Below are 13,985 nucleotides of genomic sequence, written 5' to 3'. Positions count from 1 at the left end.
GGGGTCAGCGCGGTACGCGGACCACGCCCTCCTGGATCACGGTGATGGCGAGCTGCCCGTCCTGCGTGTAGATGCGGGCCTGCCCCAGGCCCCGGCCGCCGTGCGCGGACGGCGACTCCTGGTCGTACAGCAGCCAGTCGTCGGCGCGGAAGGGGCGGTGGAACCACATCGCGTGGTCCAGGGAGGCCCCGACCACGTCCCCGACCGCCCAGCCGCCGCGGCCGTGCGCGAGCAGGACCGAGTCGAGCAGCGTCATGTCGGAGACGTAGGTCGCGAGGACGACGTGCAGCAGCGGGTCGTCGTCGAGCTTGCCGTTGGTGCGGAACCACACCTGGCTGTGCGGCTCGCGCGGCGCGCCGAACTGCCCGTACGGCGGCTCCTCGACGTAGCGCAGGTCGACCGCCTCGCGGGCCTCCAGGAACCGCTCGACCACGGCCGGGTCGAGGTGGCCGTAGCCGCGCAGCCGCTCCTGGGAGGTCGGCAGGGTCGCCGGGTCCGGGGCGGACGGCATCGGCGCCTGGTGGTCGAGTCCCTCCTCGTGCGCCTGGAAGGAGGCGGAGAGGTGGAAGATCGGCTTGCCGTGCTGGACGGCGACCACACGGCGCGTGGTGAAGGAGCGGCCGTCGCGGATGCGGTCCACGGTGTAGACGATCGGGGCGCCGGGGTCGCCCGGCCGCAGGAAGTAGGCGTGGAGGGAGTGGGCGGGCCGGTCCGCGGGGACCGTCCGGCCGGCGGCGACCAGCGCCTGCGCCGCGACCTGCCCCCCGAAGACGCGGGGGACGACGGCGGAGCGGGACTGGCCGCGGAAGATGTCCTCCTCGATCTGCTCCAGGTCGAGCAGATCGAGGAGGTCCTGAAGTGCCTGGCTCATGGCAGGTAGTTGTACAGGGCAGAGATTGCGCGGCCCTTACAGGCCCATGTCCTTGGCGATGATCGTCTTCATGATCTCGCTGGTGCCGCCGTAGATGCGGTTGACGCGGTTGTCGGCGTACAGGCGGGCGATCGGGTACTCGTTCATGTAGCCGTAGCCGCCGTGCAGCTGGAGGCAGCGGTCGATCACGCGGTGGGCGACCTCGGTGCAGAACAGCTTGGCGGAGGCGGCCTCGGCGGGGGTCAGCTCACCGGCGTCCAGGGCCTCGGTCGCGCGGTCGGCGACGGCCTCGGCGGCGTCCACCTCGGCCTGGCAGGCGGCCAGCTCGAACTTGGTGTTCTGGAAGTGCGCGACCGGCTTGCCGAAGACGGTGCGCTCCTGCACGTACTGCTTGGCGAACCGGACGGCGGCCTTGGCCTGCGCGTAGGCGCCGAAGGCGATGCCCCAGCGCTCGGAGGCGAGGTTGTGGCCGAGGTAGTAGAAGCCCTTGTTCTCCTCGCCGAGCAGGTCCTCGACCGGAACCTTGACGTCGACGAAGGCCAGCTCGGCGGTGTCGGAGGTCTTCAGGCCGAGCTTGTCGAGCTTGCGGCCGACGGAGTAGCCCTCGGACTTGGTGTCCACGGCGAACAGGGAGATGCCGTGGCGGCGGTCCTCGGCGGTCGGCGCGGCGGTGCGGGCACACACGATCACGCGGTCGGCGTGGACGCCGCCGGTGATGAAGGTCTTGGCGCCGTTGAGGACGTAGTGCGTGCCGTCCTCGGAGAGCTTGGCGGTGGACTTCATGCCCGCGAGGTCGGAGCCGGTGCCCGGCTCGGTCATCGCGATGGCCCACATCTCCTCGCCGGTGACGAACTTCGGCAGGTAGCGCTTCTTCTGCTCGTCCGTGGCCAGCATCTTGATGTAGGGCAGGGCGAGCAGCACGTGCACGCCGGAGCCGCCGAACTGGACGCCCGCGCGGGCGGTCTCCTCGTAGAGGACGGCCTCGAACTTGTGGCTGTCCAGGCCCGCGCCGCCGAACTCCTCCGGCACGTTGATGCCGAAGATGCCCAGCTCACCGAGCTTGTAGTAGAAGTCGCGCGGCGCCTGACCGGCGGCGAACCACTCGTCGTAGACCGGCACGACCTCGGCCTCGATGAAGGCCCGGAGGGTCTCCCGGAACGCCTCGTGATCCTCGTTGAACACCGTACGGCGCACGGCTACCTCCACGTCCCTCGGCACATCGGCATGTCTAAGCGCTTGCTCAGATTCGAAGATACCGGCGAGTACGGCAGCCGTCCAGGGTGAGCTAGCCCACCCGCCCCGCCCCGGCTACTCCTCTCCCGCCGCCTCGAACGCCCCGCACGCCATCCGGTGCAGCAGGGCGGCCGTGGCGGCCCGGCCGGGGAGGGTGCCGGCGCGGCCGAGGTGGGGGGTGGAGTTGAGCAGGCCGAAGACCGAGTGGACGGCGGAGCGGGCGGCGGGCTCCCGCAGCGCCGGGTACACCTCGCGGACCACCTCCACCCACAGCTCGACGTACTGCCGCTGGAGCTGGCGCACCAGCTTGCGGTCGCTGTCGCGCAGCCGGTCCAGCTCGCGGTCGTGCAGGGTGATCAGCGGGCGGTCGTCGAGGGCGAAGTCGATGTGCCCCTCGATCAGGGAGTCCAGGATCCGGCGCGCGGGCACCCCGTCGGCCTCCGCCAGGCGCCGCTTGGCCCCCGTCAGCAGCTGGCCGCTGATGCCGACCAGCAGCTCGGCGAGCATCGCGTCCTTGCCCGGGAAGTGGCGGTACAGGCCGGGGCCGCTGATGCCGACCGCGGCGCCTATCTCGTCCACACCGACGCCGTGGAAGCCACGCTCGGCGAAGAGCCGCGCGGCTTCCTTCAGGATCTGCTCGCGCCGGGTGGGGGCGTCGGTTCTCGTGACCATGCGAGTAATTCTAGACAGGGAGGTTAGCGGTCGTTAACCTGGAGGAGATGGTTAACGCTCATTAACAGGCGATCCACGGACGTCGATCACCGGTGAGGGGACCGCAGGATGCAGGAGGCACCGGAGCTTCGGAGCGCGGCAGATCCCGCGTCGGAGGCGTGGCGGGCCAATGAACAAGCCCATCTCGCGCTCGTCGAGGAACTGCGCGGCAAGCTGGCCGCGGCGGCGCTGGGCGGCGGCGAGAAGGCACGCGCCCGGCACACCGCGCGCGGCAAGCTGCTGCCCAGGGACCGGGTGGACACGCTGCTCGATCCGGGCTCGCCGTTCCTGGAGCTGGCCCCCCTCGCGGCCGACGGGATGTACGACGGCCAGGCCCCGGCCGCCGGCGTGATCGCCGGGATCGGGCGGGTCAGCGGGCGCGAGTGCGTGATCGTCGCCAATGACGCCACCGTCAAGGGCGGCACGTACTACCCGATGACCGTGAAGAAGCATCTGCGCGCCCAGGAGGTGGCCCTCGACAACCGCCTGCCGTGCGTGTACCTGGTGGACTCCGGCGGCGCGTTCCTGCCGATGCAGGACGAGGTGTTCCCGGACCGCGAGCACTTCGGGCGGATCTTCTACAACCAGGCGCGGATGTCCGGCGCGGGCATCCCGCAGATCGCCGCCGTCCTCGGCTCGTGCACGGCCGGCGGCGCGTACGTGCCCGCGATGAGCGACGAGGCGGTCATCGTACGGAACCAGGGCACGATCTTCCTCGGCGGCCCGCCCCTGGTGAAGGCGGCGACGGGTGAGGTCGTGACGGCGGAGGAGCTGGGCGGCGGCGAGGTCCACTCCCGGGTCTCCGGCGTCACCGACCACCTCGCCGAGGACGACGCGCACGCGCTCAGGATCGTGCGGAACATCGTCGCCACGCTCCCGGCCCGGCGGTCCCTGCCCTGGGACGTCCAGCCGTCGGTGGAGCCCAAGGCCGACCCCTACGGGCTGTACGGCGCGGTCCCGGTCGACTCCCGTACCCCCTACGACGTACGCGAGATCATCGCGCGGATCACGGACGGCTCCCGGTTCGCCGAGTTCAAGAGCGAGTTCGGGCAGACGCTCGTCACCGGCTTCGCGCGCGTGCACGGCCACCCGGTCGGGATCGTCGCCAACAACGGCATCCTGTTCTCGGAGTCCGCCCAGAAGGGCGCCCACTTCATCGAGCTGTGCGACCAGCGCGGCATCCCGCTGCTGTTCCTGCAGAACATCTCGGGGTTCATGGTCGGCAAGGACTACGAGGCGGGCGGCATCGCCAAGCACGGCGCCAAGATGGTGACGGCCGTCGCCTGCACGCGCGTGCCGAAGCTGACCGTGGTGGTCGGCGGGTCGTACGGCGCGGGCAACTACTCGATGTGCGGCCGGGCCTACTCCCCCCGCTTCCTGTGGATGTGGCCCAACGCCAAGATCTCGGTCATGGGCGGCGAGCAGGCGGCCAGCGTGCTCGCCACGGTCAAGCGGGACCAGTTGGAGGCGCGCGGGGAGCACTGGCCCGCCGAGGACGAGGAGGCCTTCAAGGCGCCGATCCGCGCGCAGTACGAGCGCCAGGGCAACGCCTACTACGCCACGGCCCGCCTGTGGGACGACGGCGTGATCGACCCCCTGGACACCCGTCAGGTGCTGGGCCTCGCCCTGACGGCCTGCGCCAACGCGCCACTTGCCGAAAAGGACTCCACGACGCCCCAGTTCGGCGTCTTCCGGATGTGAGGAGGGGACCCGTGTTCGACACAGTGCTGGTCGCCAACCGGGGCGAGATCGCCGTACGCGTCATCCGTACGCTCCGTTCGCTGGGCGTGCGCTCGGTGGCGGTCTTCTCCGACGCCGACGCGGACGCGCGCCATGTCCGGGAGGCCGACACGGCGGTGCGGATCGGCCCGGCGCCGGCCGCCGAGAGCTATCTGTCGGTGCAGCGGCTGCTCGATGCCGCCGCCCGCACCGGCGCACAGGCGGTCCACCCCGGCTACGGCTTCCTCGCCGAGAACGCCGGCTTCGCGCGCGCGTGCGAGCAGGCGGGGCTCGTGTTCGTCGGCCCGCCGGCGGACGCGATCGCGCTCATGGGCGACAAGATCCGCGCCAAGGAGACGGTGCGGGCGGCCGGGGTGCCGGTCGTCCCGGGCGGCCGCGATCCCGAACTGGCCGAGGCCGCCCGTGCGTTGGGCGCGCCCGTGCTGCTGAAGCCGTCGGCCGGCGGGGGCGGCAAGGGTATGCGGCTGGTGCGGGACATGACCGTCCTGGAGGAGGAGATCGCCGCCGCCCGCCGCGAGGCCCGCGCCTCCTTCGGCGACGACACCCTGCTGGTGGAGCGGTGGATCGACCGGCCCCGGCACATCGAGATCCAGGTCCTCGCGGACGGGCACGGGGGCGTCGTGCACCTCGGCGAGCGCGAGTGCTCGCTCCAGCGGCGCCACCAGAAGATCATCGAGGAGGCGCCGAGCGTGCTCCTCGACGAGGCCACGCGCGCGGCGATGGGCGAGGCGGCCGTGCAGGCGGCCCGCTCCTGCGGGTACCGGGGCGCGGGCACGGTGGAGTTCATCGTGCCGGGCGGGGATCCCTCGCAGTACTACTTCATGGAGATGAACACCCGTCTCCAGGTGGAGCACCCGGTCACCGAACTCGTCACCGGCCTGGACCTGGTGGAGTGGCAGCTGCGGGTGGCGGCCGGGGAGAAGCTGGGCTTCGGGCAGCAGGACGTGACGCTCACCGGGCACGCCGTCGAGGCCCGCGTCTGCGCCGAGACCGTGTCCGTCAAAGAGGGCGCGCGCGGCTTCCTCCCCTCCGGCGGCACGGTGCTGCTGCTGGACGAGCCGCAGGGTGACGGCGTGCGCACCGACTCCGGGCTCAGCGAGGGCAGTGAGGTCGGCAGCCTGTACGACCCGATGCTGAGCAAGGTCATCGCCTGCGGTCCCGACCGCGAGACGGCGCTGCGCAAGCTGCGGGCGGCGCTCGCGCGGACGGTGACGCTGGGCGTGCCGACCAACGCGGGCTTCCTGCGGCGGCTGCTCGCGCATCCGGCGGTCGTCCGGGGAGAGCTGGACACCGGGCTGGTCGAGCGGGAGATGGACGGGCTGGTGCCGGACGGGGTGCCGGAGGAGGTCTACGCGGCGGCGGCACTGCTGCGCCAGGCCGCGCTCGCCCCCTCACCCGCACCCGCCGGCGCCCCCGGCTGGACGAACCCGTTCGCCGTCGCGGACGGCTGGCGCATGGGCGGGGAGCGGGCCTGGACACCGCACCACCTGCGGGTGCCGGGGCACGAGCCGGTCACCGTGCGCGTGCGCGGCACCCGGGACGGCGGCACGGAGCTGCTGCTGCCGGGGGCGGACACGCCGGTCCGGGCGTCCGGGGGCGTGCCCCCGCGGCCCGGCACCCGGGACCGGTTCGGCTTCCGGCTCGACGGCCTCGCCCACACCTTCGCCGTCTCGCCGGACGGCGGCTGGCTCGGCCGGGACGGTGACGCCTGGCAGGTGCGTGACCACGACCCGGTCGCCGCGTCCCTCACCGGGGCCGCGCACACGGGCGCCGACTCCCTCACCGCGCCGATGCCCGGCACGGTCACCGTGGTCAAGGTCGCCGTCGGCGACGAGGTGGCCGCCGGGCAGAGCCTGCTGGTGGTGGAGGCGATGAAGATGGAGCACGTCATCTCCGCCCCGCACGCCGGCACGGTCGCCGAGCTGGACGTGGCGCCGGGTGCGACGGTCGCCATGGACCAGGTGCTGGCCGTGATCGCACCGCACGGGGAGGTGGCGCCGTGAGCGCCGCGCAACTGCCCATGGTCGTGCCGGCCTCGGACCTGCCCGCGCGGGTGCGGATCCACGAGGTCGGCGCGCGGGACGGGCTCCAGAACGAGAAGCGGACCGTCCCGTCCGAGGTGAAGGCGGAGTTCATCCGCCGACTGGCCGACGCGGGGCTGACGACGATCGAGGCGACGAGCTTCGTGCACCCGAAGTGGGTGCCCCAACTGGCCGACGCCGAGCAGCTGTTCCCGATGGTCCAGGACCTTCCCGGGGTCGCGCTGCCGGTGCTGGTGCCCAACCAGCGCGGCCTGGAGCGGGCCCTGGCCCTCGGCGCCGAGCGGATCGCCGTGTTCGCCAGCGCCACCGAGTCCTTCGCGAAGGCCAATCTCAACCGCACGCTGGACGAGTCGCTGGCGGTGTTCGCGCCGGTGGTGCGCCGGGCGAAGGACGAGGGCGCGCACGTGCGCGGCTATGTGTCGATGTGCTTCGGCGACCCGTGGGAGGGGGCGGTCCCCCTGCACCAGGTGGCCCGCGTCTGCACCGCCCTGAGGGACATGGGCTGCGACGAGCTGAGCCTCGGGGACACGATCGGGGTCGCGACCCCCGGCCATGTGCTCGAGCTGCTGTCCCTGCTGAACGAGGAGGGGGTGCCGACGAACATGATCGGCGTCCACTTCCACGACACCTACGGCCAGGCGCTCGCGAACACCTACGCGGCCCTGGAGCACGGGGTGACGACGATCGACGCGTCCGCGGGCGGCCTCGGCGGCTGCCCGTACGCCAAGTCCGCCACCGGCAACCTCGCCACCGAGGACCTCGTCTGGATGCTGCACGGCCTCGGCATCGAGACCGGGGTCGACCTCGGCCGTCTGACCGCCACCAGCGTGTGGATGGCCGCCCATCTGGACCGGCCCAGCCCGTCCCGTACCGTCCGCGCTCTCTCCCACAAGGACCAGTGATCAGCATGGACCACCGCCTCAGCCCCGAGCTGGAGGAACTCCGCCGTACGGTGGCCGAGTTCGCGCACGACGTCGTGGCGCCGAAGATCGGCGACTTCTACGAGCGGCACGAGTTCCCGTACGAGATCGTCCGCGAGATGGGCCGCATGGGCCTGTTCGGGCTGCCGTTCCCCGAGGAGTACGGCGGCATGGGCGGCGACTACCTGGCCCTCGGCATCGCGCTGGAGGAGCTGGCGCGGGTCGACTCGTCCGTGGCGATCACCCTGGAGGCCGGGGTCTCGCTGGGCGCGATGCCGCTGCACCTGTTCGGCACGCAGGAGCAGAAGCGGCAGTGGCTGCCCCGGCTCTGCTCGGGCGAGATCCTCGGCGCGTTCGGCCTGACCGAGCCGGACGGGGGCAGCGACGCGGGCGCGACCCGTACGACGGCCCGCCTCGACCCCGACACCGGCGAATGGGTGATCAACGGCACCAAGTGCTTCATCACCAACTCCGGCACCGACATCACGGGTTTGGTGACGGTCACCGCCGTCACCGGCCGCAAGCCCGACGGCAGGCCGCTCATCTCCTCCATCATCGTCCCGTCCGGCACCCCGGGCTTCACCGTCGCGGCGCCGTACTCGAAGGTGGGCTGGAACGCCTCCGACACCCGCGAGCTGTCGTTCGCCGACGTCCGGGTCCCGGCGGCCAACCTGCTGGGCGAGGAGGGCCGGGGCTACGCCCAGTTCCTGCGCATCCTGGACGAGGGCCGCATCGCCATCGCGGCGCTCGCGACGGGTCTGGCCCAGGGCTGTGTGGACGAGTCGGTGAAGTACGCGAAGGAGCGCGAGGCCTTCGGCCGCCCGATCGGCGCCAACCAGGCCATCCAGTTCAAGATCGCGGACATGGAGATGAAGGCCCACACGGCCCGGCTCGCCTGGCGCGACGCGGCGAGCCGGCTGGTCGCCGGGGAGCCGTTCAAGAAGGAGGCGGCCCTGGCCAAGCTCTACTCGTCCACCGTCGCGGTGGACAACGCCCGCGACGCCACCCAGATCCACGGCGGCTACGGCTTCATGAACGAGTACCCGGTGGCCCGGATGTGGCGCGACTCCAAGATCCTGGAGATCGGCGAGGGCACGAGTGAGGTCCAGCGGATGCTGATCGCACGGGAGTTGGGGCTGGTGAGCTGATCCGCGAGCCACCCGACCCTGGACATCAAGAAAGGTTAGGCTAACCTTTCTTCGAACCTGTCCAGCGGGCGCTCCGCCCCGGTCGAAAGCAGTCAGACCCATGCCCCTTGCCCGTGCCACCCACCTGACTCGCCGCGGAATCCTCTCCGCGGGCGGCGCCCTCGGACTCGGTGCCGCGCTCGCCGCCTGCGGGGACGGCAAGGGCAAAGGCAGTGGCTCGGACAAGGGGGCGGCCGGCGCCTCCGGGCCCTGGTCGTTCACGGACGATCGCGGCACGACCGTGAAGCTGGACAAGGCCCCCGCCCACATCGTCGCGTTCACCGGCGTAGGCGCCGCGCTCCACGACTACGGCATCCAGGTCACCGGCGTCTTCGGCCCGACGACCACCAAGGACGGCAAGGCCGACGTCCAGGCCGGCGACATGGACGTCAGCAAGGTCACGGTCCTCGGCAACGCCTGGGGGCAGTTCAACATCGAGAAGTACGCCTCGCTCGCGCCCGACGTGCTGATCTCCACGATGTTCGACGACGCCGGCACACTCTGGTACGTCCCGGAGGAGTCCAGGAAGAAGATCGCCGAGCTGGCTCCCAGCATCGGCATCTCCGTCTACGACCGCCGGCTGACCCGCTCACTGGAGCGGATGTGGGACCTCGCCGAGTCGCTCGGCGGTGACATGAAGGCCGCGAAGGCGACGGACGCCAAGAAGCGGTTCGAGGACGCCTCCGCCCGGCTGCGCGCCGCCGCCAAGGCCAAGCCGGGCATCAAGGTGATGGCCGGCTCGGCGAGCGACACCCTCTTCTACGTCTCCGGCACCCGGCTCTCGGTCGACCTGGAGTACTTCACGTCCCTCGGCGTGAACTTCGTCGAGCCCCCGGATTCCGCCAAGGCGAGGACCGGCGGCTGGTTCGAGTCGCTGAGCTGGGAGAACGCCGACAAGTACCCGGCCGACATCATCATGATGGACGACCGCACCTCGGCGATCCAGCCGGCCGCCCTCACCAAGCCGACGTGGAAGCAGCTGCCGGCGGTGAAGGCGGGCCAGGTCATCGCGCGCTCCCCGGAGCCGATCCTCTCCTACGACAAGTGCGTGCCGCTGGTGACGAGTCTGGCCGAGGCGCTGGAGAAGGCCAGGAAGGTCAGCTGACCGGTGAGCCGACCGCAGGGCCTGACCGCCGGACAGGCCCTGGCCAAGCCCTGACACCACCCCTCTCAGGAGCCCCCCATGACGACGGCCGTAGCCGCCCCGTTCCGCTTCTTCTCCCTCCAGGTCGTACGGACGAGGCGGCTCGGTCCGTCTCTGGTCCGGGTGACCTTCGCCGGCGACGACCTGGGCGAGTTCCGGTCGCTGGGGCACGACCAGTCCCTCTCGCTCTTCCTGCCGCACCCCCACCAGAGCGCGCCCGCCGTGCCCCTCGACCTCGGCGACGGCTGGTGGCAGGGCTGGCGCGAACTCCCGGACGACGTGCGGGCGGTGATGCGCTCGTACACACTGCGGGCGCTGCGCCGGGACCCCGACGAGATCGACGTCGACTTCGCCCTGCACACCCCCGCCGGCCCCGCCTCCCGCTGGGCCGCCCGCGCCGCGGCCGGCGACCGGGTGCTGGTGCTCGGCCCGGCCCTCGCCGACAACCGCGCCATCCGCTTCCGGCCGCCCGCGGACACCGACCTCGTCGTGCTGTGGGGCGACGAGACCGCCGTACCCGCCGCGACCGCGGTCCTCGAAGCCCTCCCCGCCCACGCCCGCGTCCGCGCCTGGCTGGAGGTGCCGCACGCCGGTGACATCCAGGACGTGCGCACCGCGGCGGACGCGGAGATCACATGGCTCGTGCGGCACGACGGGTCCCCCACGGCCGTCGACGCCGTACGGGCCGCCGAACTCCCCGCCGCCGAGCGGCCGTACGTGTGGCTCGCCGGCGAGTCCGGCCGGGTGAAGGCGCTGCGGCGGCACTTCGTCGCGCAACGCGGGGTCGACCGGCGGCGGGTGACCTTCGTCGGGTACTGGCGGCAGGGGATGACCGAAGAGCAGCTGCGGGCCGCCGAGTAACACACCGTCACGTGATCGTGATCACGGGTGAGGCATGCCTTGATCCAAATAACTTAGGTTAGGCTAACCTGAGTTAGGCGCTCCCGCAGCGGCTTCCGCTCCCACCCCCGCACGGACTGTCCCCCCGGAGGACCCCCACATGCGCTCGCACCTGCTCAATGGCCTCACCGCGGAGCACTACCGCAGCTCCGTGACCGAAGGAGTCGAGCGGGTGGCGGCCAGACTCGCCACCACCGACCGTCCGTTCACCGGCGTCACCGTGGACGCCCTCGCCCCCCGCGTCGACGCCATCGACCTGGACCGGCCGCTCGGCGACACCGCCGCCGTCCTGGACGAGCTGGAGGACGTCTACCTCCGCGACGCGGTCTACTTCCACCACCCCCGCTACCTCGCCCACCTCAACTGCCCGGTCGTCATCCCCGCGGTGCTCGGCGAGGCGGTGCTCGCCGCGGTCAACTCCTCCCTCGACACCTGGGACCAGTCGGCCGGCGGCACCCTCATCGAGCGCAAGCTCATCGACTGGACGGCCCGGCGGATCGGCCTCGGACCCGCCGCCGACGGCGTGTTCACCTCCGGCGGCACCCAGTCCAACCTCCAGGCGCTGCTGCTGGCCCGCGAGGAGGCCAAGACCGGCTCCCTCGCGAAACTGCGGATCTTCGCCTCCGAGGCCGGCCACTTCAGCGTGCAGAAGTCCGCCCGGCTCCTCGGCCTGGGCGAGGACGCGGTCGTGTCCGTCCCCGTCGACCACGACAAGCGCATGCGGACCGTGGCCCTCGCCCGCGAACTGGAGCGCTGCGCGCGGGGCGGCCTCGTCCCCATGGCCGTCGTCGCCACCGCCGGCACCACCGACTTCGGCTCCATCGACCCGCTGCCCGAGATCGCCGAGCTGTGCGCGCAGTCCGGCACCTGGCTGCACGTCGACGCCGCCTACGGCTGCGGGCTGCTCGCCTCGCCCACCCGGCGCCACCTCCTCGCGGGCATCGAGCGCGCCGACTCGGTCACCGTCGACTACCACAAGTCCTTCTTCCAGCCGGTGAGTTCCTCCGCCGTGCTGGTGCGGGACGCGGCCACCCTGCGCCACGCCACCTTCCACGCGGACTACCTCAACCCGCGCAGCACGGTGCGCGAACGCATCCCCAACCAGGTCGACAAGTCCCTGCAGACCACCCGCCGCTTCGACGCCCTCAAGCTGTGGACGACGCTGCGCGTGATGGGCGCGGACGGCATCGGCGCGCTCTTCGACGAGGTCTGCGACCTGGCCGCGCAGGGCTGGCGGATGCTCGCCGCCGACCCCCGCTTCGACGTCGTCGTGGAGCCCTCGCTGTCCACCCTCGTCTTCCGCTACATCCCGGCGGCCGTCACCGATCCGGCCGAGATCGACCGCGCCAACCTCCACGCCCGCAAGGCCCTGTTCGCCTCCGGCGACGCCGTGGTCGCGGGCACCAGGGCCGACGGCCGCCACTACCTGAAGTTCACCCTGCTCAACCCCGAGACGACCGCGGCCGACATCGCCGCCGTCCTCGACCTGATCGCCGGCCACGCCGAGCAGTACCTGGGAGACTCCCTTGACCGCGCTTCCTGAAGCCAGCCGCACCCATGACGTCGTGGGGATCGGGCTCGGCCCCTTCAACCTCGGCCTCGCCTGCCTCACCGAACCGATCGCCGAGCTGGACTGCGTGTTCCTGGAGTCCAAGCCGGACTTCGAGTGGCACGCCGGCATGTTCCTGGACGGCGCCCACCTGCAGACCCCGTTCCTGTCGGACCTGGTCACCCTGGCCGACCCGACCTCGCCGTACTCCTTCCTCAGCTACCTGAAGGAGAAGGGCCGGCTGTACTCGTTCTACATCCGCGAGAACTTCTATCCCCTGCGGGTCGAGTACGACGACTACTGCCGCTGGGCGGCGGGCCGGCTGGGCAGCGTGCGCTTCGGCACGACGGTCACCGAGGTGCGGTACGAGGACGAGGACGAGGTCTACGTCGTCCGCACGGACAACGGCACGGCCTACCGGGCCCGCCACCTCGTCCTCGGCACCGGCACCCCGCCGCACATCCCCGACGCCTGCCGGGGCCTGGCCGGCGACTTCATCCACAACTCCCGCTATCTGCGGCACAAGAGGGAACTGCAGGCCAAGAAGTCGATCACGCTGGTCGGCAGCGGCCAGTCGGCGGCGGAGATCTACCACGACCTGCTCGCCGAGATCGACGTCCACGGCTACCGGCTGAACTGGGTCACCCGCTCCCCGCGCTTCTTCCCGCTGGAGTACACCAAGCTCACGCTGGAGATGACCTCGCCGGAGTACATCGACTACTACCGCGCGCTGCCCGAGGCCACCCGCTACCGGCTGGCGAGCGAGCAGAAGGGCCTGTTCAAGGGCATCGACGGCGACCTGATCAACGAGATCTTCGACCTGCTCTACCGCAAGAACCTGGCCGGCCCCGTGCCGACCCGGCTGCTCACCAACTCCTCCCTGAACGGCGCGCGGTACGCGGACGGCACGTACACCCTCTCCTTCCGCCAGGAGGAGCAGGAGAAGGACTACGAGCTGACCAGCGAGGGCCTGATCCTCGCCACCGGCTACCGGTACACCGAGCCGGAGTTCCTCAGGCCCGTGCGGGACCGCCTGCGCTACGACGCGCACGGCAACTTCGACATCGCCCGCAACTACTCCGTCGACACCACGGGCCGGGGCGTCTTCCTGCAGAACGCCGGCGTCCACACCCACAGCATCACCAGCCCCGACCTGGGCATGGGCGCGTACCGCAACAGCTGCATCATCCGGGAGCTGCTCGGCACCGAGTACTACCCGGTCGAGAAGACCATCGCCTTCCAGGAGTTCGCGGTTTGACTTTTCCTCATCCCAAAGGGGCGGGGATTCTTCGCCGGTGGACAGAGTCACGAGTCTGACGAGACCGGCGTCAATCCCCACTGCTGTGCCGTTGCCCTGTGTCGCAGCTGCGGTCGGTCCTCAACCAAGATGCTGACGAACCAGCGTCCACCCGCATCACGGGACACTGTCACGGTCGTCGGCCGGGCATCCGTAGGCAGCGGTCGCGACCCGCGAATGTCCAGTGGCGATTGCATCTTCGCCAGGGTCAGCTCGCCATTGTGCCACCTGAAAGCGGACCCCTCGAAAGCCGAGCGTAAATGACGCAGGGTCTGCTGGAGCGGAACCGAGGACACGCCTGGAAAGGTAGAAGAACTCATCTTTCTTCTTCCACTCAGTCAGCATCGTAGAGGTCTCCGCATAGCTGATCCGACGGCGCTCCTCTGTGTAG

At 71.2% G+C, this 13,985-nt stretch carries 11 protein-coding genes; 8 read left to right on the top strand and 3 right to left on the bottom strand.

What is annotated here, in order from left to right:
• Nucleotides 1-4 precede the first annotated feature (4 nt).
• From tesB to ACZ60X_RS22820, 3 genes are all read right to left on the bottom strand, one after another.
• Entirely contained in the window at nt 5-871 is an 867-nt protein-coding gene (tesB, locus tag ACZ60X_RS22830; protein ID WP_469601323.1) for an acyl-CoA thioesterase II, read from the bottom strand.
• Between the two features lie 36 nt (nt 872-907).
• Nucleotides 908-2,065, bottom strand: coding sequence for an acyl-CoA dehydrogenase family protein (locus tag ACZ60X_RS22825; RefSeq protein WP_010046948.1), 1,158 nt, complete (start codon nt 2,063-2,065; stop codon nt 908-910).
• Nucleotides 2,066-2,179: 114 nt separating this feature from the next.
• Nucleotides 2,180-2,776 (bottom strand): SACE_7040 family transcriptional regulator, encoded by a 597-nt coding sequence (locus ACZ60X_RS22820; RefSeq protein ID WP_469601319.1) that lies wholly within the window; start codon nt 2,774-2,776, stop codon nt 2,180-2,182.
• A gap of 108 nt (nt 2,777-2,884) precedes the next feature.
• Between ACZ60X_RS22820 and ACZ60X_RS22815 the strand changes: the two genes are divergently transcribed.
• The 8 genes from ACZ60X_RS22815 to ACZ60X_RS22780 all read left to right on the top strand — a co-directional run bounded on the left by ACZ60X_RS22815 (nt 2,885) and on the right by ACZ60X_RS22780 (nt 13,555).
• A complete protein-coding gene (locus ACZ60X_RS22815) occupies nt 2,885-4,516 on the top strand; it encodes a carboxyl transferase domain-containing protein (RefSeq protein ID WP_469601316.1) in 1,632 nt (543 codons plus the stop codon).
• A gap of 11 nt (nt 4,517-4,527) precedes the next feature.
• Entirely contained in the window at nt 4,528-6,558 is a 2,031-nt protein-coding gene (locus ACZ60X_RS22810) for an acetyl/propionyl/methylcrotonyl-CoA carboxylase subunit alpha (RefSeq protein WP_469601313.1), read from the top strand.
• Between the two features lie 17 nt (nt 6,559-6,575).
• Nucleotides 6,576-7,499, top strand: coding sequence for a hydroxymethylglutaryl-CoA lyase (locus ACZ60X_RS22805; protein WP_469601592.1), 924 nt, complete (start codon nt 6,576-6,578; stop codon nt 7,497-7,499).
• A 5-nt stretch (nt 7,500-7,504) separates the two neighbouring features.
• The gene (locus ACZ60X_RS22800) at nt 7,505-8,665 is read left to right on the top strand and encodes an acyl-CoA dehydrogenase family protein (RefSeq protein ID WP_469601310.1); all 1,161 of its coding nucleotides are present in this window, start codon (nt 7,505-7,507) and stop codon (nt 8,663-8,665) included.
• A 100-nt stretch (nt 8,666-8,765) separates the two neighbouring features.
• On the top strand, nt 8,766-9,809 hold the full coding sequence (locus tag ACZ60X_RS22795) for an ABC transporter substrate-binding protein (RefSeq protein WP_469601308.1): 1,044 nt from the start codon (nt 8,766-8,768) through the stop codon (nt 9,807-9,809).
• A gap of 78 nt (nt 9,810-9,887) precedes the next feature.
• A complete protein-coding gene (locus ACZ60X_RS22790; RefSeq protein ID WP_469601305.1) occupies nt 9,888-10,709 on the top strand; it encodes a siderophore-interacting protein in 822 nt (273 codons plus the stop codon).
• A 139-nt stretch (nt 10,710-10,848) separates the two neighbouring features.
• Nucleotides 10,849-12,291: a lysine decarboxylase DesA gene (gene desA / locus ACZ60X_RS22785; protein ID WP_469601302.1), complete on the top strand. Its 1,443-nt coding sequence runs from the start codon at nt 10,849-10,851 to the stop codon at nt 12,289-12,291.
• Nucleotides 12,275-13,555 (top strand): lysine N(6)-hydroxylase/L-ornithine N(5)-oxygenase family protein, encoded by a 1,281-nt coding sequence (locus ACZ60X_RS22780; RefSeq protein WP_469601300.1) that lies wholly within the window; start codon nt 12,275-12,277, stop codon nt 13,553-13,555. The genes desA and ACZ60X_RS22780 overlap by 17 nt, the downstream gene beginning before the upstream one ends.
• The last annotated feature ends 430 nt before the right edge of the window (nt 13,556-13,985 follow it).

This window comes from Streptomyces sp. NPDC104106, assembly GCF_055584345.1.
This window is presented reverse-complemented; position numbering and strand designations above follow the sequence as displayed.

What these genes read in the sequence shown, in the direction of transcription:
- ACZ60X_RS22815 (WP_469601316.1), top strand. Translation starts at nt 2,885, where the DNA reads ATGCAGGAGGCACCGGAGCTTCGGAGCGCGGCAGATCCCGCGTCGGAG.
- desA (WP_469601302.1), top strand. Translation starts at nt 10,849, where the DNA reads ATGCGCTCGCACCTGCTCAATGGCCTCACCGCGGAGCACTACCGCAGC.
- ACZ60X_RS22790 (WP_469601305.1), top strand. Translation starts at nt 9,888, where the DNA reads ATGACGACGGCCGTAGCCGCCCCGTTCCGCTTCTTCTCCCTCCAGGTC.
- ACZ60X_RS22820 (WP_469601319.1), bottom strand. Translation starts at nt 2,776, where the DNA reads ATGGTCACGAGAACCGACGCCCCCACCCGGCGCGAGCAGATCCTGAAG.
- tesB (WP_469601323.1), bottom strand. Translation starts at nt 871, where the DNA reads ATGAGCCAGGCACTTCAGGACCTCCTCGATCTGCTCGACCTGGAGCAG.
- ACZ60X_RS22795 (WP_469601308.1), top strand. Translation starts at nt 8,766, where the DNA reads ATGCCCCTTGCCCGTGCCACCCACCTGACTCGCCGCGGAATCCTCTCC.
- ACZ60X_RS22805 (WP_469601592.1), top strand. Translation starts at nt 6,576, where the DNA reads ATGGTCGTGCCGGCCTCGGACCTGCCCGCGCGGGTGCGGATCCACGAG.
- ACZ60X_RS22800 (WP_469601310.1), top strand. Translation starts at nt 7,505, where the DNA reads ATGGACCACCGCCTCAGCCCCGAGCTGGAGGAACTCCGCCGTACGGTG.